18 protein-coding genes are annotated in these 22,991 nt (G+C 70.6%); 6 read left to right on the top strand and 12 right to left on the bottom strand.

Features of this window, described 5'->3' with window-relative positions:
• Positions 1-193: 193 nt before the first annotated feature.
• Positions 194-1,102 carry a tyrosine-type recombinase/integrase gene (locus tag FHG89_RS14245; protein ID WP_139584853.1) on the bottom strand — a complete coding sequence of 303 codons (909 nt, stop codon included), beginning with the start codon at positions 1,100-1,102 and terminating at the stop codon, positions 194-196.
• Positions 1,103-1,320: 218 nt separating this feature from the next.
• On the opposite strand from FHG89_RS14245, the gene FHG89_RS14240 reads away from it, so the two are divergent.
• The 3 genes from FHG89_RS14240 (at position 1,321) to FHG89_RS14230 (ending at position 4,198) form a co-directional block, all read left to right on the top strand.
• The gene (locus FHG89_RS14240) at positions 1,321-2,814 is read left to right on the top strand and encodes a helix-turn-helix domain-containing protein (RefSeq protein ID WP_139584852.1); all 1,494 of its coding nucleotides are present in this window, start codon (positions 1,321-1,323) and stop codon (positions 2,812-2,814) included.
• On the top strand, positions 2,811-3,461 hold the full coding sequence (locus FHG89_RS14235) for a hypothetical protein (RefSeq protein ID WP_139584851.1): 651 nt from the start codon (positions 2,811-2,813) through the stop codon (positions 3,459-3,461). The genes FHG89_RS14240 and FHG89_RS14235 overlap by 4 nt, the downstream gene beginning before the upstream one ends.
• Before the next feature lie 296 nt (positions 3,462-3,757).
• Entirely contained in the window at positions 3,758-4,198 is a 441-nt protein-coding gene (locus FHG89_RS14230; protein ID WP_139584850.1) for a hypothetical protein, read from the top strand.
• A gap of 235 nt (positions 4,199-4,433) precedes the next feature.
• On the opposite strand, the gene FHG89_RS14225 is transcribed toward FHG89_RS14230, so the two are convergent.
• Positions 4,434-5,030 carry a hypothetical protein gene (locus FHG89_RS14225; RefSeq protein WP_139584849.1) on the bottom strand — a complete coding sequence of 199 codons (597 nt, stop codon included), beginning with the start codon at positions 5,028-5,030 and terminating at the stop codon, positions 4,434-4,436.
• 1,073 nt (positions 5,031-6,103) lie between these two features.
• Here FHG89_RS14225 and FHG89_RS14220 point away from each other — a divergent pair.
• The gene (locus tag FHG89_RS14220; protein ID WP_139584848.1) at positions 6,104-7,375 is read left to right on the top strand and encodes a hypothetical protein; all 1,272 of its coding nucleotides are present in this window, start codon (positions 6,104-6,106) and stop codon (positions 7,373-7,375) included.
• An 827-nt stretch (positions 7,376-8,202) separates the two neighbouring features.
• On the opposite strand, the gene FHG89_RS32965 is transcribed toward FHG89_RS14220, so the two are convergent.
• Together FHG89_RS32965 and FHG89_RS14215 are read right to left on the bottom strand one after the other, a co-directional pair.
• A complete protein-coding gene (locus tag FHG89_RS32965) occupies positions 8,203-8,352 on the bottom strand; it encodes a hypothetical protein (RefSeq protein WP_167517418.1) in 150 nt (49 codons plus the stop codon).
• Between the two features lie 111 nt (positions 8,353-8,463).
• Positions 8,464-9,063 (bottom strand): type III secretion system chaperone family protein, encoded by a 600-nt coding sequence (locus FHG89_RS14215; RefSeq protein ID WP_244295434.1) that lies wholly within the window; start codon positions 9,061-9,063, stop codon positions 8,464-8,466.
• A gap of 730 nt (positions 9,064-9,793) precedes the next feature.
• Between FHG89_RS14215 and FHG89_RS14210 the strand changes: the two genes are divergently transcribed.
• Together FHG89_RS14210 and FHG89_RS14205 are read left to right on the top strand one after the other, a co-directional pair.
• Entirely contained in the window at positions 9,794-10,537 is a 744-nt protein-coding gene (locus FHG89_RS14210) for a ParA family protein (RefSeq protein WP_112583584.1), read from the top strand.
• 1 nt (position 10,538) lies between these two features.
• Entirely contained in the window at positions 10,539-11,438 is a 900-nt protein-coding gene (locus tag FHG89_RS14205; protein WP_139584847.1) for a ParB/RepB/Spo0J family partition protein, read from the top strand.
• 209 nt (positions 11,439-11,647) lie between these two features.
• Here FHG89_RS14205 and FHG89_RS14200 read toward each other — a convergent pair whose 3' ends face one another.
• The 8 genes from FHG89_RS14200 to FHG89_RS14160 form a co-directional block, all read right to left on the bottom strand.
• Positions 11,648-13,630, bottom strand: coding sequence for a hypothetical protein (locus FHG89_RS14200; RefSeq protein ID WP_244295433.1), 1,983 nt, complete (start codon positions 13,628-13,630; stop codon positions 11,648-11,650).
• A gap of 613 nt (positions 13,631-14,243) precedes the next feature.
• Complete coding sequence (locus tag FHG89_RS14195) at positions 14,244-14,498, bottom strand: hypothetical protein (RefSeq protein ID WP_139584846.1); 255 nt, start codon at positions 14,496-14,498, stop codon at positions 14,244-14,246.
• Positions 14,499-14,503: 5 nt separating this feature from the next.
• Entirely contained in the window at positions 14,504-15,238 is a 735-nt protein-coding gene (locus FHG89_RS33320; RefSeq protein ID WP_139584845.1) for a Pycsar system effector family protein, read from the bottom strand.
• Positions 15,239-15,325: 87 nt separating this feature from the next.
• On the bottom strand, positions 15,326-15,973 hold the full coding sequence (locus tag FHG89_RS14185) for a hypothetical protein (protein WP_139584844.1): 648 nt from the start codon (positions 15,971-15,973) through the stop codon (positions 15,326-15,328).
• A gap of 48 nt (positions 15,974-16,021) precedes the next feature.
• Entirely contained in the window at positions 16,022-18,445 is a 2,424-nt protein-coding gene (locus tag FHG89_RS14180) for an FtsK/SpoIIIE family DNA translocase (protein ID WP_139584843.1), read from the bottom strand.
• A 95-nt stretch (positions 18,446-18,540) separates the two neighbouring features.
• Positions 18,541-20,475 (bottom strand): ATP-binding protein, encoded by a 1,935-nt coding sequence (locus tag FHG89_RS14175; RefSeq protein WP_139584842.1) that lies wholly within the window; start codon positions 20,473-20,475, stop codon positions 18,541-18,543.
• A gap of 92 nt (positions 20,476-20,567) precedes the next feature.
• Complete coding sequence (locus FHG89_RS33730; RefSeq protein ID WP_244295432.1) at positions 20,568-22,550, bottom strand: hypothetical protein; 1,983 nt, start codon at positions 22,548-22,550, stop codon at positions 20,568-20,570.
• Complete coding sequence (locus tag FHG89_RS14160) at positions 22,547-22,990, bottom strand: hypothetical protein (protein ID WP_139584841.1); 444 nt, start codon at positions 22,988-22,990, stop codon at positions 22,547-22,549. Before FHG89_RS14160 ends, FHG89_RS33730 begins: the two co-directional genes overlap by 4 nt.
• Between the last annotated feature and the right edge of the window lies 1 nt (position 22,991).

The raw sequence follows: 22,991 nt of genomic DNA, 5'->3' as shown, positions 1-22,991 counted from the left end.
GACGGTGACGCCTGGTAGGAAGTTCTTCCGGGCGCCGTCTTGTCCGCTCCGCATGTCACGGCCAGCGACGGCGCGATAGCACCGGCGGTGGTGGCTTCGCCAGCACTGTCTTGCTCATCCCCACCGCCGTCCCGTTACCGGCGGCGAAGCGCAGTGAGGCGGGGGAACCTCGCGATTCGGTCCTCGAAGACCTTCATTCGAAGACCCGCTCCACCACGGCGGCCTGCTCCGCGACGCCCGCGCGGAAGTAGCGAGCGGTGGTGTCGAGCGAGGCGTGCCCGAGTAGGGCCTGGACCTGCGCGGAGTCCGCGCCGCCTTGGCGTAGCCGGGTGGCGTAAGTGTGGCGCAGGCGGTGCGGGCGCAGGCCAGGGAGGCCAGCGGCGTCGCCGACGGTGAGCACCACCTGGGTGATGCCGGAGGTGGTGAGTCGGCCGCGTTGCCCGGTCCACAGCGGTCCCGCCTCGCTGCCGCGATGGCGCAGCCAGGCGCTGAGCCGTTCGCGTGCCGGTGCCGGGACCGGGACCTGGCGGACCTCGTCGCCCTTGCCGTGCAGGCGGATCGTGCCGGTGCGGGCGGTGAGGGCGAGGTCGTCGACGTCGAGACCGGCGCACTCTTCCGCCCGAGCGCCGGTGTAGAGCAGCACGGCGACGATCGCGGCGTCGCGGACGCCACGGCGGTCCGCGGCCCGCTCGACCGTACCTTGCTCCTTGGAAGTGAGCGCGTCGGGTTCGCCGGGCCGGGGCACGCGGGCCCGCTTGACTTTCAGCCGGAGCCCGGCGCCGATCTCGTAGAGCAGGTCGACGGCGGCCAGGGCCTGGTTCACGGTGGACGGGCCGACCTTGGTGGCGATGAGATGCCGACGCCAGGCGGTGACGGCGGCCTCGGCGCCGACCTGGTCGACGAAGGCGTCCGGGTGCTCGCCGGCGTGCTGGCCGAGCCAGGCGGCGTAAGCGCGGGTGCGGGCCCGGTACGCCTTGGTGGTGTTGGCAGCCAGGGCGCACCGGTCGAGGTGGCGGTTCAGCGCCGCGAGAGCCCCGCCGACGGCTGCGATCGGGTCTGCGGGGCGTAGCGCGATGACCTTCGCGGTCGCGGTCCGGGCCACGGTGCTCCACCGTCCTTCTTATCCACTGAGTGCCGGCCGGACTTTCGGCCAGGGCTAAACCACGTTATCCGCTGAGATGGTCGCGCTGCTCAGCGGATAACGAAGCTTATCCGCTGGGCGGGCGATCTTCACATTGGGGCTAGCCGGTGTCGGACGGCTCTGGCACGCTGACACGGCAGTAACGCAGGGCAATCCCCTCGTGACGGAGGATCGCGGACGTGGATGAATCGGAAGACCACCAGCGGCGGCTCGGCATGGGCGCAGTGGGGCAGCTGCTGGGCGTGCCCCGGCTGACCGTGTGGTGGTGGGTCAAGACCGGGAAGCTCACCGCGACCGGCGTCGACGACGGCCAGCCGTGGTGGTCCGAGGACGATGTCTACGAGTGGGCGCTGGACCCGCGCAGTACTCGGTGGTCCGGACGGGTGCCGATCACGTCCTGGCCGCCGATGCCGTACAACACTGCCTTCGACACCACTGTGGAGCTGCCCGGGGCGGTCGCGTTGCGCTGGCAGACCCGGCAGGGTCCGGTCCACCTGGTGTGGCCGCTGACCAACGGCCGGCGACGGCCGCACCGGGAGTGGGCCGAGCAGCTCGCCCCGCGTGGTGACGGCGCGGTCGTCGTGGTGTCCGGAGGTTTCTCCATGCGGCACGGTCCGGAACTCAAGGCCCTGCTGCCGGCACTGCCGGACCGCACCTACAAGCCGACGTGGCTCGACCTGGCCGGGGTGCTGGGCCAGCCGGTGCCGTGGTGGCCGATGAACCTGCGGGACAAGCAGCTGCTGCTGGACTGGAAACCGTCAACGGACACCGTCACCGCGATGGCCGTTCCCGCACTGGACACCGGCGCCCTGCTGACGATGGCCTCCACCTACCAGGAAGGCCACCCCGCGGCCCGGGTGCTGGTCAACCTCGCACGTCTCGCACACGCCCAAGCCGCCGGCTCCGCCGAGCAGGACGTCGAGATCGTCGAGAAGGCCAACCTGCCGGACGGGGTGCTGCACATCGCGGCCCGTCCGCTGCCCGTGCCCGACGCCGACGACATCGATTCCACCCAGCGCCGGGCCGGCTGGATCGACCTGCTCGCCCGCGCCGACGACCTCGCCCGCCGCTGCGTACGGGAAGGCACCCGCTGGGACGGCGGCGGCGACCTGCCCTTCAGCAACCCGCAGCAGATCGAGGAGATCGAGAGCACCTGGGCGTATAAGTGGACGCAGCGGCTGATCCCCACCCAACGCACCGCCGCGTTCGAGCTGCTCGCCGAGGCCGGGGAACAGGGTGACGCGCTGGTCGACCCCGACACCGACGCCCCGGTGTGGCGCAGCGGCGGCAACTACACAGCCGCCATGCCGCAACGGCTGCCCGCGACCGCGCCGCTGGCCGAGCTGATCCTCGACGGGCCGGTGTGGATCCGCACCACCGACGGGAAGGTCTACCCCGCGCCTCGCGACTCCTACTACGGCATCAGCTGGGGCTACGGCGGATCCGGCCCCGGCGCGCTGGCGCTGCTCGTCGACGCGCTGCTCGACGACATCAACGCCCAAGCCCCCGCCGACATCAACGGCGCACCCGAGGGCCTGGAGGCCCTGCTGTCCCGCAAGCTGCCCAACCACACCGTGCTCACCCGCGCCCAGCTGGAAGCCGCCCGCCGCGGTGAGCCGGTCATCATCGCCGTCGACGACGTCGACCAGGACGAAGACGAGGACGACGAATGAGCACCGACACCACCACGCCGGCGCGGCCGGCGCCGATCGAGGACAGCGACACCAACTGGCCAGCCATGCTCAACGAATGGGCCGGCGACCTGTGGCGCCGTCTGCACCGCGGCCGGCACAGCGACGACTGGCCGCCCGAATGGCTCATCCCCGCCGCCGGGATCGCCGGGGTGCTACTCGTCGCACTCCTGCTGTTCGGACTTGTCCTCCCGCTGCTGCGCTGGGCCGGCCGCCTCGTCGTCGGCACCGTCGACGGTGGCGTCGACTGGCTGCGGGACTGGAATCTCACCCGGGTTGTCCTCGATCCGGTCCGGGACTACCTCACCGCGCACTCCGCCGGGCTGCCCATCAACGCCGAGACGCTGTGGTGGACCTGGTGCGCCGCCGGCGTCTTCCTGTTCCTGGTCGCTACCTTCTGGCGGGCCGTTGCCGCCCGCCTCGGCTGGATCCTCTTCGGCGCCGCCACCACGGCGATGGTCTGGGCTACCACCACCGGCCCTGCCCGCACCACCACCGCCGGCATCGCCGCTCTGTGGTGGATCGCGCTCAGCCTCTTCGCGCTCCGCCGGCCCTGGAGCCAGCAGAAGGTCACCGTCCACCTGCCCGAGCTGCCGTGGCTCGCCCGCATCCTGCAACGCCGCGAGTAGCACCCCTCGCCTACGACAGGGCCCCTACCGATCGGTGGAGGCCCTGTGCTGTTCGCCGCCTACTGCAGCTCACGGCCGTGGTGGCGTCTCTCGGGGGAAAGGCCAGTCATCCGGCGTGTAGAAACCGTCTGGAGATCCGGTCGCCCACGACGTCATCCTCGCCGCGATCGTCGAGCACGCCCTGGCCGACTTCGACGGCATCCGCGACCGGCTCCCCGACCCACCCGCGTAGCAGTTGTCGCCCCCCGCAGAGCAGTGCTTCACCTGGGCCTGCGAGGGACCAGTACGGTTGATCCATGACGGACGATGCGGGAACCGCTGAAGTCGGCCGGAGGGTGCTCCAGGTAGTGCCGGCTCACCCGGACACCTGGGTGGCGGTGGTCACCGAAACGGCGATCGGGCAGAGCGACAAGGACGGGTGGAAGGCCACCGCGGTCATTTCCTACGAGATCACGGTGGATCCGGTGGACTGCTGGGCGCTGGTCGAGATCCGCGATGACGATGGACTACGGCAGCAGCTCCTCCCCGTCTGCCAGTCGTGGATGCTCACGGCCCAGGCGGACTCGCCTCTGGCAGAACTGGTCACCGCCCGCGACTTCGAGCACTCTGCGGATTTCACAGACGACAGCCGACGTATCTCCCAGCCGGTTGTCGTGCGGGGGTCATCGGCCGATGAGGTACGCAAGCTGGTCGCTCGTCAGGTGCCACCGAGTGGGCCACGAGCAGCGGCCCCATGAGTGCAGAACCGGCGCCGCCCCTGCCCTACTGAGCACCGCGGCGGCCAGTGGGTTGCCAACCTTCCCCCGGGCCACCCCTCCGAAGCCTGTCCACCAGGACCGGCGGCCGGGGTCAAGGGTGGTCGTCGTCAGGCCATCGCGCAGCGACGCACAGCGCCCTTGACGCCGGCTGGTGGCCCTGGACGATCTCCGGCGAAGGGGCGGCGCTGGGGTGTTGCACCTTCCAGAGGCCGGCCTACTGGATGCCAGTGCGGTGCTTCATCGCGCCGACCTTGCTGCCGAACATAAAGAACAGAGCCAGAACGACCTGGACCTGCTGGCCGGTGGCGAGGGGCTCCATCCTCGAGCGAAGGTCGTCGGCGTCGAGATCGACCGTCCTGGCAGCACGCTCGTTGAAGATCTTCCGTGCGGTCTCGTGTTCGCGGTCGGTGAAGGTGAGCGGGTACAGCTGCCGCAGGTCGTACTGCTCCGGTAGCGGACGGCGGACCAGTTCGGCGGGGTAGCGCGCCGACATGATCCTCATCGCGGTGTTGACCACGTGGGCTGCGAGCAGGGCACCCAAGCCCAGGGTCTGGATCATCCCCACCAGCTCGTCTTGGGTCGCTACGTCATCCTCGATGCTGATTGGGGTGTTGATGTCGATGTCCAGCCGCTCCATCGCCACGGTGATGTTCTCCAACACCTGCCCTGGCTGCACAATCAGCCGGCCGCCGTCCTCCACGCTCGCCCGATGGTGGTACGGATCGAGCATCTCCCGGACTTCCTGCAGGCCGTCCTGCTGCGGCTCCTGGCCTTCACCACCCGGCTTCCGTTGCCTGCCAAACCACTTCATGCGTCCACCGCCCTGCAAGCGTCCAACTACCGACAGCCACGACCGTATCGATTCTCACCTACATGCGCCTCCCCGCGATGGGCGATCCGACAGCTCACCGCACACGGGCGACAACTGTGCCCAGCCGGTGCGGATGCCGCTGGCACCAGGGGGTCGCCGTCGCACCCGCCCCGTAACGTCGCGTAGCCGGCCGCCGCTGGGCAGGGCCTCGGCGATCGCTATGAGAGAGTCGCCGCGGGCCTTCTCAGCGCGGGCGCGCCACCGGGCGCGGATCCACAGGCCGGCCAGCCGTTGAGGTTGACGATGACCGCCGCGGCGATCCACCCCCGGCTCATGTCTTCCACTGCACCTCGCTCTGCTCCGGCCGGCGCCCGTCGCGCCGCTCTGCCTCTTAGAGAGCGCCGAGCGGCCATGCGTGAACCGCGGATCGCGGAAATTTTCCGGCGGTTGCAGCCGGCCGCTGCCCTACGGCGTCCTAGCGGGGTTTGCGGCAACGTTCAGACGAGGGCTGCCCTCGCTCAGCGCCCGACACGACCGCACGATGGTTAAGGCCTGCCGGCGGCCATGGTCGCACCCCCGACCACCCCATCCATCAGGTTCCGGCCGCAGAGGCTCTGCCGGCGTGCCCGGCGCGGCCCGCACGATCACGCTGCGGTGTCTCATTTGGTGGGCCGAGCCAGCGGGGCGTCCGCGGGTATGGACGCCTCGTCCAGCGTCGTGGACGACGGTGTTGAGGCTGGTGTCGGCGGGGTTGAGCTGGGCGATCCTTCTTGGCGGCACTGAGGGTGTAAGGGCGCACAACCAGTGCGCTGATGACCGCCGTTACGCGTCGAACCCTGATCGGATACTGCACTCTGTCACCGCCGTCTCGCATCATGTATAGATGGCGGGGTGCCCCGCGCTGATCAGGCGGCCAACCGACTCGCGCGGAGCACCCTGACCGACCAGACAGTCAGCACTGATCGGCACCGGCAACTCTCCTCGGCGTCCTTAATGTCGGGAAAGAGGATCCGGCAGACTCCCGACAACATCGCCGTTGCCGGGCCACCTCTCGTGCCTCGAGGACGACCCGCATGAGTACCGCCGCCCGCCGCCCGCCGCCTCGCAACACCCGCCCGTACGCCGTCGACGAAGCCACGATCCGGCGCCGGTGCGCTAACCCGGACGCCGCCGAGTACACCCTCTACGTACGCAGTCTCATCGATGACTACCTGGGGATCGGCGGGCAGTCGACGATCATCCGCAACGCCCGCAAGCGCCGTTTGGACTTCCCTGGCCTGAACCGGCAGAAGTTGTCCGAGCAGCTCAGCCGCTACCGTCTCGGCCCGACGTGGGAGATGACCGAGCTGATTATCGGCTGCCTGCCGGACAGCTGCGACACCGCCAGCATCCGGGCACTCGCGGCGGGATGGTACGAGTGCGCCCGCGGTCACCGACCCCTCGGCTACAACGGTCCCGTCAGCCGGCCGCCGGGCAAGCCAGGCCAGCGCAACGTGCCCGAGAGCGAGCCCGCCGTGCCAGTCCTGCAGCGCAAGCTCGCCCGCCTGCAGGACCGTCTCCGAGACGAGACCACCCGCTACATCGAGAACCTGCGGGCCTCGCAGAACAGCCTCAACTACGAGCTGCATCGCGCCAACCAGCTCGAAGCACAGTTCCACCAGACCCGAGATGAGCTGCTCAGGGCCAAGACCATCGCCGCGGAGGTCGCCACGCTGCGCGAGGACTACGCCCGCCAATGCGCCTGTCTGGAGTTCATCGCAGCGCCCACGCTGCGCGGCAAGCCAATCATCGACCTGCCGGAGCCACCCGTCGCCCGGCGCCGGATCCACTTCGGACTTTTGGTGGCCTCAATCGACAGCCAGGCGCCGCCCGCGCGGCGCGCGTTGGCACGCTACCTGTGCGCGTACGCCGAAATCGTCGGGGTGTCCCCCACAGAGTTGGCCAGCCGGGCGGACATCGCCGTGACCGTGACCATGGACATCCTCGCCGGCCGCCTGGTCCCCACCGCCGCCCACGCCACCCGCCTGGCCACCGTGCTGGACTGCGTGGCGGAAACCCTGCGGTACCTCAGCACCGCCGCCAGCAACGCCACCGCCCTCGACGAGTGCTTCTGGAGCATCGCCGGAACCGTCGACCCGGCGGCCCTTCCGGCCCGGTTGCCCGGCCCTGACGAGCCTGTCGGGTCGGACCCCGACAACCGTCCCACGCACTCGCACAACAACCCGACATCACCGCGCAGCCCGATCGCCGAACGACTTCGGCAACTCGCCGTCATCTATCGAGACGGTCTGATCAGCGACAGCGAGTACGCGGAGCAACGCGAACGCATCCTCGGCGAGTTGTAGCTCAGGCGACTCCGACCCGTCTCGCGTGGTCGCACGTCTTGTGGGTTCGCGGACCTCTACCTCATGCCCTCAGGCCGGATCGCGAGAAATGTGGCCAGGGTGTCGGCTTGCTCGGGCGAGAAGACGAACTCGCTGTACACGCAGTCCTCGGCGGACGCGCCCACGGGGCCGACGCTGAAGCTCATGAACGCACTGCCGTCCGGATCGCAGGTCAGGGCAACAACGCCGTGAACGCTCAAGGGGATGCCGTCGATCGTCGACGCCCGGGCAGGTGTTCTCGAGAATCAGCGGGGCCGATGCCATCACCCGACCGTAGGGCACCGCGATGACCGGCAGCGCTGGCGGTTCACCCGTCTCCTGGGAAGCATCAGGGCCGCACTGCTAGCTCTGTTCGACCTGCCTCTACCGGTCGGCGGCATCGCCGAGCACGCCGGCGATGCCGTCCACCTCCTGCGACCGCTCCCCCGCCACCCCGGCAGCCTGACCGAACGCGGCGCGGATCCGTCCGGGCGGGTGGCATCGAGGTTTACCGTCAGCATTCCCCGGTCAGGTCGGCCACGTACTCGAGTGCGGCGATGTGGCTGACGCGGGCGGTCCAACCGTGGCAGACGACGCCCGGCTCGGCCAGCACTTCGGTGGCCCACTGGCACGCCTCCTCGGTGTCCGCGGCGGCCAGGCCGTCGTGGTCGGCGTGGGGGCCTGTCGTCGGGCAACAGCAGCCGGACGTCGTCGACCGTGTCGTGCAGCAGCCGGTACTCCCCCACCAGGGCCTGGTGGCGGAGGGCGGCCGCAGATACTGCTGCCCCTTGCTGAACGACGCGGCAAGATCAGTTCAGCAGCGCGCCGATGGCGCTGAGGATGGCCCCTCCGTCATCAAGGTTGCCCAGCAGCGCCCCGGCAAGGAGCCAGCACACCGAGCGGGGAACGGTCAGGTGGACACGCATCAGCGGATCTTGCTCCGCTTGGTTCTTCGTCATGAATCAAGCCTGGCAGCGCCAGGAGGCGTGTCTTCCGCGCCACAACGGGTTTCACCAGCAACGGACAGCTGCTGAACGAAGATTTACAGCTTTCGTCGACAGGCGAACGCGCTACATCTCTTCTAAAACGCCCTCGGTGAAGAGCCACTCGGTGTAGGTCGTGGCCACGGCCAAACCGGCGTCGAGAAACTCGAGCAGGAAGGCGTCGTTAACACCGGCTGAGACCGGAAGCTGCATCTCGCCGTACAGGGGAAGTCTCCCGTTAGGCGTGGGATCGGCGATGTACGCCTTGAGGAATCTGCGGGTGTGATTCCACTCGTTGACGACTACCTGCGTCGCTTCGCGCAGTGCAAGGCGAGCAGTCGCGTTGGGGCGCATGCGAACGACGAGGATTGACTCATCAGGCCCCTCAAGACTGATCTGCACGACATGCCGCTTCCAGACGGCAAGCAGGTTTCCTGCATCGTCGCTGACGTGCTGCACCTCAAGTTTGTTGAGAATCTCGACGAGCCGGGACGAGGTGACCCGCGCACTGGACTCAGTCACGACGAGTGGCGGGTCAGGACGATACGTTCCTTGCCCGGGAGCAGCAGGGCCGCTGAAGTTGCTCAGAAGATCCCAAGGTGAGGGGGATTCCGCATCCCGTGCGGCGATCCACCTGCGGAGGAACTCATCGCGGTCTCCTTTGAGATGCTCCACGATGAGGTCCAACGTCTGCCACCGGGGCAGCCGTGGCCCCCGTAGAGCGGTATAGACAGTTGTATGGCTCATCGCTACTGCCCGGCCGATCTCGCGAACACTAGGTTCACCAGCGCTTCGGTGCAGGCGAAACAACTCCCGAAACAGCTCGATCCTGGGGCTGTCGCTGGTACCCGACTGTTCAGTCTCAGACACTGCAGAATTCCTGACCTCGTTGCTCAACAACCATCATCTCTGCCTCGCCGAGAGGCTACCGCTGGGAGTCAGGCGAAGACGCCCTCCAGAATGACGCCCTCTTGGGGCCGACACCGACGTGCAAATGGCAGGCAGGGGGCCAGGGAGGACCTACCCATCGGCGCATGGACGGGGGTCGAGCTGGTGGCGCCTCGGCGCCGTTGGTGCGGACATAGGCTGGGCAGGCGGACGTCGACGCCGACCTGGGGCAGATCTGGTGATGCCGGAGGCGGCGAGTCGGTCGCAACACTCCATCCGCAGTGGCCGCGCCGCATCGCAACGGCCCGGCCGGGCATGCGGCGCACACGCTAGATCGGGGCACATTCGGAGGCCACCGTGGGCGTGGCGCTTCGAACGCCCCCTGCCCATGCGAACGCAGTTAACCGCGGTTAATCGGCGACACCACCTGTACCGGGCTACTGAGCAGGGCAGGGTCGGCCCTAGCATGACGGGCGTCCGAAGTACCGCGGCCACAACCGGCCCGGGAAGCACACGGAATGGAGCCCGCATGACTCAGGTGCATGTCATCGCCAACCAAAAGGGCGGCGTCGGTAAGACGACGCTCGCTGTGAACCTCGGGGCGGTGACCTACGACGTCTTGGTCAATCCCGAGCCGATCCTGCAGAAGACCGCTGAGGCCATCGGCGATCCGGAGAGCCCCGTCATGGTTGCCTCAACCGACCCGCAGGCTTCTTCGGTGTGGTGGTCCCGACGGGTGGAACGGCAGGGTGGTCTGCCGTTCGACTTCGCTCAGGTCGAAGATCCTCGCGATCTCCGGAAGCTGCGGAACTTGCACTACGAGCACATCTTCGTGGACACCCCGGGCTCGCTCGAGGACGAGCGGATCCTTCAGGCCGCGCTCGACGAGTGCGACGACGTCCTGGTGCCGATGGTGCCGGAGCCCCTTTGCTACGACCCGACCGCTCGGACGATCGAGTCCGTCATCGCGCCACGCGGAATTCCGTACCGGGTGGTCGTCAACAGTTGGGATCCGCGCGACGGACTGCCCGATCTCCAGCAGACCGCGCAGTTCATCCAGCGCAAGGGCTGGCCGATGTGCAACACGGTTGTCAGGCGGTACAAGCTGCACTCCCGCGCCTCTGCAGAGGGCCTGGTAGTCACGCAGTACCCCAAAAACCGGACCGCGATGGAAGCTCGCGAGGACTTCTTCCGGCTGGCTCTGGAGATGGGCTACGGCGGGGCTGCGGCGATCCCAAGCCAGTCTGGCGCGCCGAACCTGCAGGAGGTCTGACGTGGCGGGCAGGCGAGTCAACCTTTCAGACCTCGCGGACGAGGCGGTGCTTCCCGAGGCCCGGGTGCCCGCCTTCGTCGAGTCGGCGCCGCGTACCGCTCGCGTCCATCAGGTCGCCGCGAATCCGCTCAACACTCGGGACTTGGCATCTGATCGCGCCAAGATCGAGAGCATCGCGGAGTCCATGCGGACGCACGGCCAACTCCAGCCGTGTGCCGTAGTAGCGCGAGAGGCGTTCCTGCGGATCTACCCCGAACACGCCACGGCGATCGGTAGCGCCATCTGGGTTCAGGTCACCGGCGGCCGGCGTCGCGCGGCGGCGCTGATGGCGGAACAGCCGAACCTCGACATCGTGGTCAAGAACGGCTTGGCCGACAGCAGGGAGGCGTGGGTCAGCGCCACCGCCGCCGAGAACCTCGATCGCGAGAACCTGGACCCCATCGAAGAGGCCCGGGCCGTACAGCTACTGGCGCAGGAGTGCGGAACTGCCAAGGCGGCAGCCGCTCTGCTCTCTCGCACTCCCCCCTGGGTTACGCAACGACTCAACCTGCTGAAGTTGGCACCGGAGGTTCAGTCGATGCTCAGGGCTGGTGAGGTGCCGTTGCGGGATGTGCGAGATCTCCATCAGCTACCGCCCGAGAAGCAGCTCGATGAGTTGCGGCAGCGGCAGCGGCCCACCACCGAGCCCGAGTTAACCGCGGTTAACGAGCCTGACGTTGGGGGTGATGCCAACCCGCGTAGCGCGCCTTTGCGAAGGTCTTCTGCCGCATCTGCCATCCGACGCCTCGGTGGCACTCCTGACAAGATCGCCGAGTCGCTGCGAGCAGAACTGGAGCCAGACGCCCTGCGGGCCCTGGCTGAGCTCCTGCTGCGTGGACCAGCGGCAGACTCCGACGCATAAAACGTGAACCAACCCACAAGCGCGGCGGCACCCTGAGGCCCTAGGGTGCCGCCGCGCGCATTCAGGAGACCGAGGAAAGCAGCCAAACCTCTCTTCTGAACATCCGGTTAGGCGGAGATCAGCGCCGGGCCGAGCGGCCTCCGGCCAGCGACGCCGCCGACCATCAGTGCCAGCACGTGTTGGGGCGCGACCAAGCGCTGGGCGGCGGGTCAGCGGCGCTCCGGAATGATGCCTGATCCGGGCTGGGCAACGTCGGGCCAATCGCCTTCGGCGGCAGCCGCGAGGGCGCTGGTTGCGGCATGGTCGCTGCGGGCAGCGGCCCGGCGGTGAGGCTGCACGGCGGGCTCGTCCGCCCCTGAGCAGCGGGGGCAGGGCACGACCTGGTCGTGGTCGTCGACCTCGACTCGGCGGTGCCGGTCGCAGCGTCCGCACCAGGACGCGCGGCCGGCCCGCCGGATCTCGGCATCGGTAGCCACGGCCCTGCGGCGGTGAACGACGTGCCGAGCTGCCGGGTTCGGTGGCGCATCGGGGCCGGTGAGGATGTCCTCGATGATCGCCTTGAGGTAGGCGACCGGATCGCGGGGCGCGGACAGCAAAGGCCGGGGACGCTGCTGGCTGGCCCAAGTGGTCAGCACCTCGGCGTTCCACTCGCGGCTGAGCGCGGCACCCAGGGTGGCAGCCACACGCGGCAGGGGAGCGTCGGCCAGCCAACGCCAGTGGCTTCGTAGGGCCCGTGCCAGGTCGTACGCCCACTCTGCCCACTCAGGACGTGGACGAGACAGCTGTGGGCGCTCAGACACCGTCTGGACCGGCCTAGGACGCCCTACAGGACGTGACCTGGCAACACCGGAATTTCGCCGGCTCGTTCTCGGTGAGCGCGAAGCGCCAATCTTCCTCCGGCTTTGCCGGTCTGCCACGACGTGAGAGTGGGCGATCGGCGGTGGAATCAGCAGACCCCGAGACAAGCTGGAGTAAACGCTCATACCTTGAGACACCGTGTGGGGGGTGCGGAAATTCAATGCCTGGTCACGGGCGTGATCGCGGGCGGCTGCCACTGCTTGGCGCATCTGGTGGCGGCGCACGCGCTCGTGGTGGTCGACCCAGCCGCCGGCGCGGGCGTCCAGCTCGTCGACACGGTCCTGCGCCTCGGTGAGCAGCGCGCGGGCGTGGTCGAGCAGCTCGGCCAGGATCGTCAGCGCGGCCGGCACATGCGCCGTCTGGGCAGCGGTGTCGCCTCGGTGGAGCGAGGTGATGTCGAAGACAGCCCGAGCCTGGGCGCGGCCGGTGGCGCACCGCTCGGCGTAGCTAAGGCGGCGGCCCTGTTCGACGCGGGTGTGCCAGCCCAGGGCCTCGGCGCGGCGCCAGGCGTCCGTCACGGGGCGGGTGGATTCGCAGCCGGCGAGCAGGGCGGTCTCGGCGCGGCCGGGCATGGCACGGCGGCCGGAGCGGCGGTCCGCGTCGACGGCCAGCACCGCGCCCACCCGGCCCAGCGCGGAGCGTCGGCCCCGGCGGCTGGCACGGCTCGCAGCGTCGCGGGCGAGGAGGTCGGCCAGCATCCACACCGGCCGGCCCCAGCTGTCGCCGGCGTCGAACGCGCTCAGCGTCTCCATCAGGCGCTGGATCCACGCGGTCAGCTCGTCGACCCGCTCGCGGGCGTCCGCCGTCTCGGCGAGCTGCGCGAAGTGCTCGTCGACGGCGGCGGCCTCCAGCGCCTGCGCGTGGGCGTGATCGGCGCGGGCCTGCTCCAGGTAGGAGTACCCACACAGCCAGCAGGTCGGCACCGGCTCGGGCTCACCGCAGGCCGCGCAACCGGTGTCGACGACGTCCTGGACGTCGTCGAGGCGATCGCGCAGGGCGGCGATCAGGCGGTGCCGCTGGGCGGCGTCTCGCCGCTCGGTGCGGCCCCGCCAGCAGGGCATGCACAGCGGATCCGACCCCGCGCCGTCGCGCGGGAGGCCCTGCTTGTCCCGGCCAGCAGCGGCACAGGACACACACGACACCTGCACACCGGTCGGGTAGACCGGCCTGCGGCGGGCCCCGGGCGGGGCCACCAGGCGGGCCTGTCCGACGGCGGTGGTCTCGACCAGCAGGCGCTGATCGACCAGGTGCGCCCGGCAGTGGTGCTGTCCGGGTACGACGAGTACGGCCGTCCCGGTGGCGTAGCAGTCGGGGCAGTACCCGAGCGCCGCCACACGATCCGAGTCCAACGCGCGGGAAGATGCCGTGATCATCGCGGCACCGTTGTGGACCCAACAGGCTCACGTCCTGGGCCAGCATCCGCCGCAGTCCGTTGGCAGCGCAATCGGCCCCGCGAAGACTCTGTGTGATGGTGCACCCAGTGTGGGGTTACGAATCCACCCCAGGTGGGACGCGAAATGGGGGAGGCTGGGCGCAGGCAGCTATCGCTGCGACACGCGGTAGCCGTGTCGAGAGACAAAGATGCACCCAGCCCGGAGGTGGGTGCTATGGTGTCCTCCGAGCTTGTTGAGAGCCTCAGACCCTTCCCGCGGCCAAACGATCGGGGTCTGGGGCTCTGTTTTTTTATGGAGTTAGTGGTTGAGCGCTGGCGCTCCCTCAAGATCAATTCAGACGCGTGACCCGAGGATCTTACGGTGACTCTCGCCGCAGCAGGCACCTCAACACGCTCCGAAACCACCAGACGCGCTATGTCCTGTGTGGACCGCCGCTCAAAATCGGTACATACCCCTATGAGTCGGGCTGCCTTGCGAGGTAAAGGGATTCGACTACATGTAGTCGAGTAGGCGGCCCGACGATTCGGGCCGCCTACTCGCGCGTAGTGAATGATCATTCGGGTAGATGGATGGTGTCGAAGTGGACGGCGCCGCCGTCGCCATCGTGGGCGTACAACTCGCCGTAGCGGTCGTCGGGACCGTCGACCGCAGCGAGAAGACGTTGTGCCTGACGGCTCGCCGTCTCGGGGTCGCTGGCGGTGAAGTAGCTGACGGCCTGAGGGCTGTCGGGTTCGGGGTCGGTGACGATGTCGAGCCGGTATTCGTCGGTGGCGCCGAGGACATCGGTGGCGAACTGTGGGCGGGTCATCGCGTTCACCGCCCCCAGATCGCCAGGGCCGCGGTGACGGCCGCGCCGACGTACCCGGCGAGCAGCAGCGGCACCGCGCGGGCGATCGCCACGTACTTGGCGCGTACGGCCCGGGAGAGCCACCACAGCTCGCGAGCGCGGGTCAGCGGCGTCATCTGCGGGACCTGGTCGGCGTCGCCGCCGGCGATGCGGGCGAGCACGTCTTGGGCGGTGTCGGCATCGGCGTAGGCCATGAATCCGAAGTCGCCGCCGAGGCGGGGGCGGGAGGCCAGCAGGAGCAGGGCGACGGCGATGAGGACCACCACGGCGGTGGCCGCGCCAACCCGCAGCGCGGACGGGGGGAGGTGGCCGCCGGCTCCGGCGCCGCCGAGTACCGCTAGGCCGGCGCCGAGCAGCACCCCGGCCATCTGCAGGTAGCCGCCGGCTTTGGGGTCGATGCGGGCCAGCTCGGTGCGGACGGTGGCGATCTCGGCGTCCAGGGCGGCGGTGACGGTGCCTCGCCCGCAGGCGGAAGCGTGCGCGCCAGCGCGGGCGAGGATCTCCAGCTCGCTGAAGTCGCTGTCGGTGTGACCGCAGCCGGTGCAGTGGGAGGTGCTGTCGGCAAGGCTGGTGGGGATCTCCACCAGCACCGCGTGAGAGCCGGCGGTGGGGATCTGGAACAGACGGCGCTGGCCACGCGGATCCTTGTCGCTGGCGTAGGCCGCGCCGAGGTAGGTCGGGTCACCCGGATCGGGCACCATGGAGGTAGCTCCTTCTGTCTGCTGGATGGGGGAGTGGCGGGCGGCCCTGGCTGTAGGAGGCGTGGGCCGCCCGCCGTGTGTGCGGGGTCAGTAATTGCTGTCGATGACCGGATCGCGATCGCGCCGGTGGGCGAGGCTGGGCAGGATGTCGCCGACCGTGAGGTTGCTGCGGCCGGCGTAGGCGAGCAGGGACAGGGTCAGCCACACCACGGCGGTCAGGCTGGCGGCGGCGGGCCCTGTGCCGGCCGGGGCGCCGGCGTACACGGCAACGCCGGTCAGGGCACCGATCGCGGCCCAGCCGATGCGGGCGTAGGTGGAGCCGAACAGCGCGCCGAGGTAGAGGGCGCCGGCCGCGACGAGCCACATGATCCACAGGTCACGGGCGGTGGCGGGCAGGCCGGCTGTGTGGGTGTCGAGGTAGACGCGCATCGGGTCGGAGATGCTGTGGGTGATCGGCCCGTCGGTGATCCAGGCGCCGGCCGCGCCGAGGCCGGCGTCCGCGACGTCGACGAGCTTGGCGACGATGACCCAGATGGCCCGCAGCAGCACGCTGAGCATGGCGAGGGCGGCCAGGGCGACCACGCCGAGCAGCCAGTTGTCGCGCACGAACAGCGTGCCGCGGTTGTCGCGCCACCAGGTGGCCAGTGACCATCGGTGGCCCTCGCCGGCCTCGCTGGTGGTGATGTGGTCGATGGGGGCGAGGTGCTGCTCGCCGGAGGTGGGGGAGGTGTCCATGGGGCTCTCCTTCGTCTGGCGGATCCGGATGGGGCGGTGCGGGGCAGGTCAGCGGCGGCTGCCGTTGCGGGGGAAGGCCAGCACGGTCGCGCCAGCGTTATCGGAGTCGGCGGGGGAGTCGCCGCCGAGCGCGGCGAGCAGGTCGGGCAGCTCGTCGACGCGCACGAGCACGTCGCGGGCTTTGGAGCCTTCGGAGGGGCCGACGACGCGCAGGTCGGCGAGGGTGTCCATGAGCCGGCCGGCTTTGGCGAAGCCGATACGCAGCTTGCGCTGCAGCATCGAGGTCGACCCGAACTGACTGGTGACGATCAGCTCGGCGGCCTCGCGCAGCAGGGCCCGCTCGTCGTCGTCGAGTCCATCGACCGCAGCGGTGTTCATCGCCGGCCGGGTCGGGGTCTCGACGGCCGGCGGCGTCACGGTGGCCGGCGCGGAGGGCTGGCCACCGGTGGCGGCCTGGGAACGCCAGTGCTCGACGACGGCGGTGACCTCGGCGTCGCTGACCCATGCGCCCTGGATCCGGACCGGTGTGGACGCGCCCATGGGCAGGAACAGGCCGTCGCCCTGGCCGAGCAACTTTTCCGCGCCGGGCTGGTCAAGGATGACCCGGGAGTCGGTAAGGGAGCTGGTGGCGAACGCGAGCCGCGACGGGACGTTGGCCTTGATCAGCCCTGTCACCACGTCCACCGAGGGGCGCTGGGTCGCGAGGATGAGGTGGATGCCGGCGGCGCGGGCGAGCTGGGTGATCCGCACGACCGCGTCCTCGACGTCGCGGGGGGCGACCATCATCAGGTCGGCCAGCTCGTCAACGACCACCACCAGGTACGGGTACGGCTCCAGGACCCGCTCGCTGCCGGCCGGCGACGTGATCTCACCGGCGCGGACCTTGCGGTTGAACTCGTCGACGTGGCGCACCCCGCGGGCGGCCATGTCGTCGTAGCGCATGTCCATCTCCCGCACGACCCAGTCCAGGGCGTCGGCGGCCTTACGCGCGTTGGTGACGATCGGGGTGACCAGGTGGGGGATGCCGGCGTAGGCGGTCAGCTCGACGCGCTTGGGGTCGATCAGCAGCAGCCGCACCTCGCCGGGCGTCGCCCGGGTCAGGATCGACACGAGCAGGGTGTTGAGGCAGCCACTCTTGCCGGATCCGGTGGCACCACCCAGGAGCAGGTGCGGCATGGTCGCCAGGTTCGCCGTGACGGCCTTGCCGTCGATGTCCTTGCCCAGCCCGACGAGCAGCCGGTGCCCATCGCGGGCGGCGCGAGAGCGGATGACGTCGCCGAGGGTCACCGTCTCCCGGTCGGAGTTGGGTACCTCCACCCCGACGGCGCTCTTGCCCGGGATCGGGGACAGCAGCCGCACCTCGGGCTTGCCGACGACGTAGGCGAAGTTCTTCGCCAGACCAATGACCTTTTCGACCTTCACCCCGGGGCCGATGGTGATCTCGTAGCGGGTGACGGTCGGCCCGCGGTGCGCGCCGGACACCGTCCCAGCGACCTTGAAGTCGTCCAGGACGCCCTGGAGGGCCTTCTTGCCGGTGTCGGTGGCGGCGGTACGCCGCTGCGGTGGGTCGCCGGCGGCGAGCAGGCTCAGCGGCGGCAACTGGTAGCCGCCCGCCGTCACCGGTGCCGCAGGGGCGGCCGGCGCCGGCGTGGCCGCCGGGGCCGCCCCGGTCACCTCGCGGCATGGACGCGGCGGGCGGGGTGCCGATTCCACAGAATCCGCCGGCGCCGCCGCGGTGGTAGCCGGGCGTGGGGCTGCCGGCACCTCGGCCGCGTCGCCGTGGTCGACGTCGTTGAGGTCGTCGACCAGCCGGTCCAGGTCCTCATCGGTGTCGGCCCGAGCAGCCCGGCGGGATCGCGTGGCGGCGAGGGCGGTCACCACGGCGACCGGGCTGATGCCGGTGGCGGCGGTGAGCCCGGCGCCGATCAGGCCGAGCAGGACCGGTACTGCCCCCCAGATGCTGAGCACCGCATCGAGAGCGCCGGTGATCTCACCGAGCAGCCCTCCGGCACCGGCTGCGGGCAGGTCCAGCAGCCCGGCGAGGCCGGCGGCGGTCAGCACAGCGCCGGCGGCCTGGGCGAGGGTCCGCACCGTCTGGCTCCCGGCGGGGTGGCGCATCGCCTGGATCGCGAGCCAGACCAGGGGGACCGGCGCGACGACGGCGAGGTGCCCGAGCAGTCCCTGGGCGATGCCGGCCGGCACACCCAGAAGCTGGCCGGGCACGCCGGCGGGGTGGGTCCACACGGCGGCCGCGGTGACCACGCCGGTGAGCAGCAGCACGAGGCCGGCCATGTCGTGGCCGGGCAGGTCGACGCCCGAGGTTCGGTGCGGGCTGGGCAGCTTGCGGGCGAGGCGGCCAGCGCCGGCCGCCGTGGCGTACCAGGCGGCGAGGGCGGCCAGGCCAACGCGGCGGGCCAGTTCGGCGCCGTGGTTGACCTCGGGCTGCTTCTTGCTGCGGCGGGCGCTGGCCATGGGAGTCTCCTTGTCCAGGGTGAGCGGCAGGGTGGGGTGGGCTTGGCGGCCACCGCGAGAGCCGACCCGGGCGCGGCCGGCTGTCACGGAGGCGGTCAGGCCGAGATGGTGAACGGGCCGCCGCGCTGGGCGGGCGGGGTGATCCGGCCGGCGTCCTTGAGCCGGCTCAGCAGCGCGTAGAGCTGGGACTGGTTGACCGGGCAGTCCGGGCGGTCCAGCAGCGCCTGCGCGGAGGCGGGTCCGCGACGCAGGCACGCCAGGACCCACTCAGCGGGGGTCAGCGGCGCGACCTGCTCCACCACGGCGCTCGTGGTCTTGCGTCCGCCGCCCGCGCCGAACGCGGCGCGCAGGCGGTCCACCGCGCTGCCACCGCCTGCGGTCGTGGCCGCCCTGCCGGGAGCGCGGTGCCCCGGCAGCACGATCGGGCTCTTGGGGTCGACCTCGGGCACGTTCCACCGCACCGGCACACGCGGGGCCGCAGCGGCGGCGGCGACCTCGTCGAGGTTCGGGACGCGGCAGAGCATCCCGACACGGTTGCTGTGGCGCAGATAGCCCATGCCGGCGGTGGACTTCCCGTCGATCTCCGGCTGCAGGGCGAACGGATCACCGACGAAGTCGTCGGGCAGGATCGTGGTGCCCGAACCCCGGTTCGACAGCCGCAGGATCAGGGCGTTGCCGGCGACCAGGGCGTCGCGCAGCCGCACCGACCCGCCGAGGGACTTCATCTGCGGCAACTGGGTGGCCAGAACGATGCCGAAGCCGGTCTTGCGCATGGTCTCGGCAGCCTGCTCGGCCAAGGCCACGATGGGGGTGTTCGGGATCAGGATCAGCTGGCACTCGTCGATGATCACGACGAAGGCGCTCAGGCCGAGGGCCTTGACCCGGGGGTCGTTGGCGTCGAAGGCCTCGACGCCGGCGGCGGCGAGCATCTGGGAGCGGCGCATGATCTCGGCGTGCGCCCGGCGGGTCAGCAGCGTGGTCTTCTCGATGCCCGGGTGGTATTCCACGGCATCGCGCCACGCGGGTAGGGACTGGCCGTTCTGCGGGTCGCCGACGGCGACCTGAACGCCACCTTCGAGCAGGTTCGCGATCAGCGCGCCCAACGCCCGGCTCTTGCCGGCGCCGGTGGAGCCGACGACCAGGCCACCGAGCACGCCGTACTTCGGCCGGGACACCACCCACTCACCGGGGGAGCCGTCAGCGAACCGGGCGATCTCGAAGCGACCGCCGTTGTAGGTGGGGCCGGTCCACGGCACGCCGGTGGCGATGTAGGAGTTCTCGACCAGGACCACCCGCAGCCACGCCCGCTTACCGGTGGAGCGCCAGCCGACCGCGCCCTCGTTGAGATCCAGGGCGACCTCCACGTCCACCCCGGACTTGAACAGCGGACCGGGCTTGGTGCCGGGGGCCAGCCGCACGAGGGCTTCGGTGATCCCGGTCCGGGGCTCGACCGCCTTGACGAGGGTGGTGCCGGCGCACACGCCCTGACCGACCACCTCGTTCTGCCAGCGCCGCTCCCAGTGCGCGGTCAGCGGGTCGACCACGTCGACCGGCTCGTCGATCACCACCGGCTCGGGCGGCGGTGGCGGGGCGAGGTGACGCAGGTGGTGCCACCACGGCCAGCCCAGCACCGCGCCGAGCGCGGTCGGCACCGCGATCGTGAGCGTGGGGTGCGCGGCCATGGCGGCCGGTCCACCCCCGGCGACAGTGGCCACGGCAGCGCCGCCGAGCACAACCGCGATCGCGGCACGCCAGGCGCGTACGGTGCGGGAGCGGGCTTGCCAGCAGGCCGCCGTCGCGGTGATGGCCAGGGCGAGAATCCCCACGGTCTGCCACGACACGCCCAGCGGGCCGGCGACCCACGCCACGGCCAGCTCGGCGGCGACCCAGTACGCGGGCAGCAGCCGCCGCCAGGAGCGCTTGATCAGCCAGGCAACCGCGTAGGCGGTGACGGCGAGCAGGGCGGTCAGAACCTGGCCGGCCTTGGCCAGGCGGTCCGCGCGGATCTCGTCATTGGTCCGGGTCGACATCGCGGTCTCCTCACGTTCAGGGCTGAGCGGGGCGGTTCGAGGGGGAGGGGCCCCGGAGCGGTGCTCGCCCCGGGGCCCGGGGTGGGGATCGGTCAGCCGACCAGGACTTCCTTGCTGGCGACGTTGCCGCCCGCCTCGGCGACGGCCTCGGCGACCTGGCCGTCCTTGCTGTTGAAGTCGGCCAGGGCGGCCTGCAGCTCCTCCTGAGCGGTGTTCAGCGAGGTCTGGGCGGCGGCGAACGCCTCCGCAGCGTCGCGCAGGTGCCCGACGGTGGACGCCGCCATGTCCAGGCCCTCGTACCGGTCAGCGGCCTCGGTCAGGACGCCGGCGACACCGGCGACCTCCTCGGCCCGCTCCCCGGCGGCCTCGGCGGCCTGGGTGAACGCGGTCCGGATCTCGTCAGGGCCAGTGGCTTCCAGGTTCACGGTCATCTCCTTCAGATCGGTGAAGCTGTTGGTCATGGGGCTGGGCCGGGTGCCCGTCCCCTGGTCGTCGTCGGTCCCCTCCGAGCAGCACATGGCCAGAGGGAGGCCGAATGGGCCCACGACGATGTCGTGGGCGTCGAGGTCCTTGCCGCACGACGAGCAGAGCTCGAACTCGAAGCCCGCGCGGATGCCCTCGATGTCGCCGGCGAGGTCGTTCGCCGGGTGGAGCTGGTCGTCCCCGGCCCCGCAGCGGGGGCAGTGGAACGGCCACATCTGTGTCGGCCCGTTGACGAGGCCGCAGGCCGCGCACCGGGTGTAGTGCTGCTCGACCGGCTGGTCCGCTTCGGCCGCCGGTGTGGTTGCGGCCGACGCGGCGCTCGCCTCGTTCGTGGGCTCCGGCGTGGCCGCCCGGCGGTGCTCGCCGCAGTACGGGTCCTGCCCGTCGACCGGGTTGTCGCACCACTTGTCGGGGTGCCCCTCACGGACCTCGCGGTAGGCGCACTTGCCGTACAGCTCGGTGCGCAGCCGCTCCCGATCAGCCTGGGTGGTCGGCGTGGTCGGCGCAGGGGTGTCGGTCGGCGTGGTCGGCGCAGGTGTCTCGGTCGCCGTCACGCAGATGTGCTGGGCGCCCGCTGCCTTAGCGCCGGCCTGCGAGGCGAAACCCGACCCGTAGGCGCGGCACTTCGGGCACCGCCAGTAGTACGTGGGGACATCGCGCGCGGCGCAGGTGTGCTTGGCCGCTGCGGCGTCGGCGGCGGTGCGGGTGGCGAACCCGGTCTCGGTGGCGTCGCACGTCGGGCACCGCCACCGGAACGTGGGGACATCCGGTGCCGGGGCGGGGTCGGGAACCTCCCGCAGCCGGCTGTCGTCGGCACCGCAGCTCGGGCAGCGGCTCGGCATCTCGGCGGTGACGCTGGTCTTCCCGCACCGGTCGCACTTGGTGTGGTGGAACCGCTGCGGCCACTCCTTCGTGGTCAACTTCGGTGCCGGGGGCACCGGGGCGCTGGCCACCGACTGCGGTGCCGCTGCCGGCTGTTGGCTGGCCGGCGGTGCCGGCTCCTGGGCGCCGCCGGGAATGACCCGCAGCACCGGCCGGCCCGGCATCTGCTCGCCCGCACCGTCGTCGGCCGATTCGGCGGAATCACCGCCGGCACCGCTACCCGGGGTGTCCTCCTGCCCGCCGGTATACCGCTCGGGGTGCTCGGTGCGGGTGTGCTCCCGGCCGGCGCCCAGGGCGTTGGCCTCGATCCGGTACGGGCGGCTGGCCCATCCGCAGTGGTCGCAGTCGGCGTACCAGCGACCGTCCTCGTCGACGTCGACCACGACCCCGTCGACCGCCTGGGTGCCGCGCTTGCGGGCGACGGCGCGGCGGCGGCGGGCCCGGGACCGCTCGGTGGCGTCCTCGATCAGCCCGGCCAAGTAGCCGTTGGCGGCAGCAACCGTGCTGCCGCTTCCGGGCCGGCCGGCGCCGGCCGGGGCGCTCGCCCCGGCCGGGCCGTCGGTCGTGGCCTTCTGCGCGGCGGCCTGCTGGCGGGCGCGTGCCTGCCGGCGCGGGGACTGCTTGCCCCGCACCGCGTAGGAGGCGTCCTCCAACAGCAGCACAGCGATCTTCGCCACCGCCAGGTAGACGACGATGTCGAAGAAGATCACTGGACCACGTCCCGGATCGTCTCGCCGAGACTGCCGATGACGATCGGCAGCAGCAGCGCGCAGGTCAGCGCGGCGTGGGCCAGCTTCGTCTTGCCGCCCCCGCCGCCGCCCTTGCCGAGCGCGCCCTTACCGGCGCCGGCGGACTTACCGCCGCCCATTCCGCGCAGGAACACGGCCACGACGATCGCCAGTCCGATCCCGAGGGCGGTGGGGATGGCCAGCGCGACGTCCTTGGTTCCCTGACCGATCCAGTCGCCGATCGGCTCGGCGATCGCGGTGATGCCCTTGGCGAGCCACTTGTTGACCTGCGAGACGACGTCGCCGGCGAGCAGCGCGCCGACGCCCAGGCCGGCCACGACCCGCAGGCGGGGGGTGAAGTGAAAGACGATCGACAGAACGATGTAGACGAGGCCGGCGAGCACGAACAGGGCGCTGGTCATG

Source organism: Micromonospora orduensis (assembly GCF_006228125.1).
In the GTDB taxonomy this organism is placed as follows: domain Bacteria; phylum Actinomycetota; class Actinomycetes; order Mycobacteriales; family Micromonosporaceae; genus Micromonospora; species Micromonospora orduensis.
The sequence above is the reverse complement of the archived record's forward strand: the minus strand, read 5'-3'. Positions and strand labels throughout refer to the sequence as shown.

Excerpts from the sequence above, each read along its gene's own strand:
- FHG89_RS14175 (WP_139584842.1), bottom strand. The coding sequence starts at position 20,475 with ATGTCGACCCGGACCAATGACGAGATCCGCGCGGACCGCCTGGCCAAG.
- FHG89_RS14180 (WP_139584843.1), bottom strand. The coding sequence starts at position 18,445 with ATGGCCAGCGCCCGCCGCAGCAAGAAGCAGCCCGAGGTCAACCACGGC.
- FHG89_RS32965 (WP_167517418.1), bottom strand. The coding sequence starts at position 8,352 with ATGACGAAGAACCAAGCGGAGCAAGATCCGCTGATGCGTGTCCACCTG.
- FHG89_RS14220 (WP_139584848.1), top strand. The coding sequence starts at position 6,104 with ATGAGTACCGCCGCCCGCCGCCCGCCGCCTCGCAACACCCGCCCGTAC.
- FHG89_RS14185 (WP_139584844.1), bottom strand. The coding sequence starts at position 15,973 with ATGGACACCTCCCCCACCTCCGGCGAGCAGCACCTCGCCCCCATCGAC.
- FHG89_RS14195 (WP_139584846.1), bottom strand. The coding sequence starts at position 14,498 with ATGACCCGCCCACAGTTCGCCACCGATGTCCTCGGCGCCACCGACGAA.
- FHG89_RS14230 (WP_139584850.1), top strand. The coding sequence starts at position 3,758 with ATGACGGACGATGCGGGAACCGCTGAAGTCGGCCGGAGGGTGCTCCAG.
- FHG89_RS14235 (WP_139584851.1), top strand. The coding sequence starts at position 2,811 with ATGAGCACCGACACCACCACGCCGGCGCGGCCGGCGCCGATCGAGGAC.
- FHG89_RS14160 (WP_139584841.1), bottom strand. The coding sequence starts at position 22,990 with ATGACCAGCGCCCTGTTCGTGCTCGCCGGCCTCGTCTACATCGTTCTG.
- FHG89_RS33320 (WP_139584845.1), bottom strand. The coding sequence starts at position 15,238 with ATGGTGCCCGATCCGGGTGACCCGACCTACCTCGGCGCGGCCTACGCC.
- FHG89_RS14225 (WP_139584849.1), bottom strand. The coding sequence starts at position 5,030 with ATGAAGTGGTTTGGCAGGCAACGGAAGCCGGGTGGTGAAGGCCAGGAG.
- FHG89_RS14210 (WP_112583584.1), top strand. The coding sequence starts at position 9,794 with ATGACTCAGGTGCATGTCATCGCCAACCAAAAGGGCGGCGTCGGTAAG.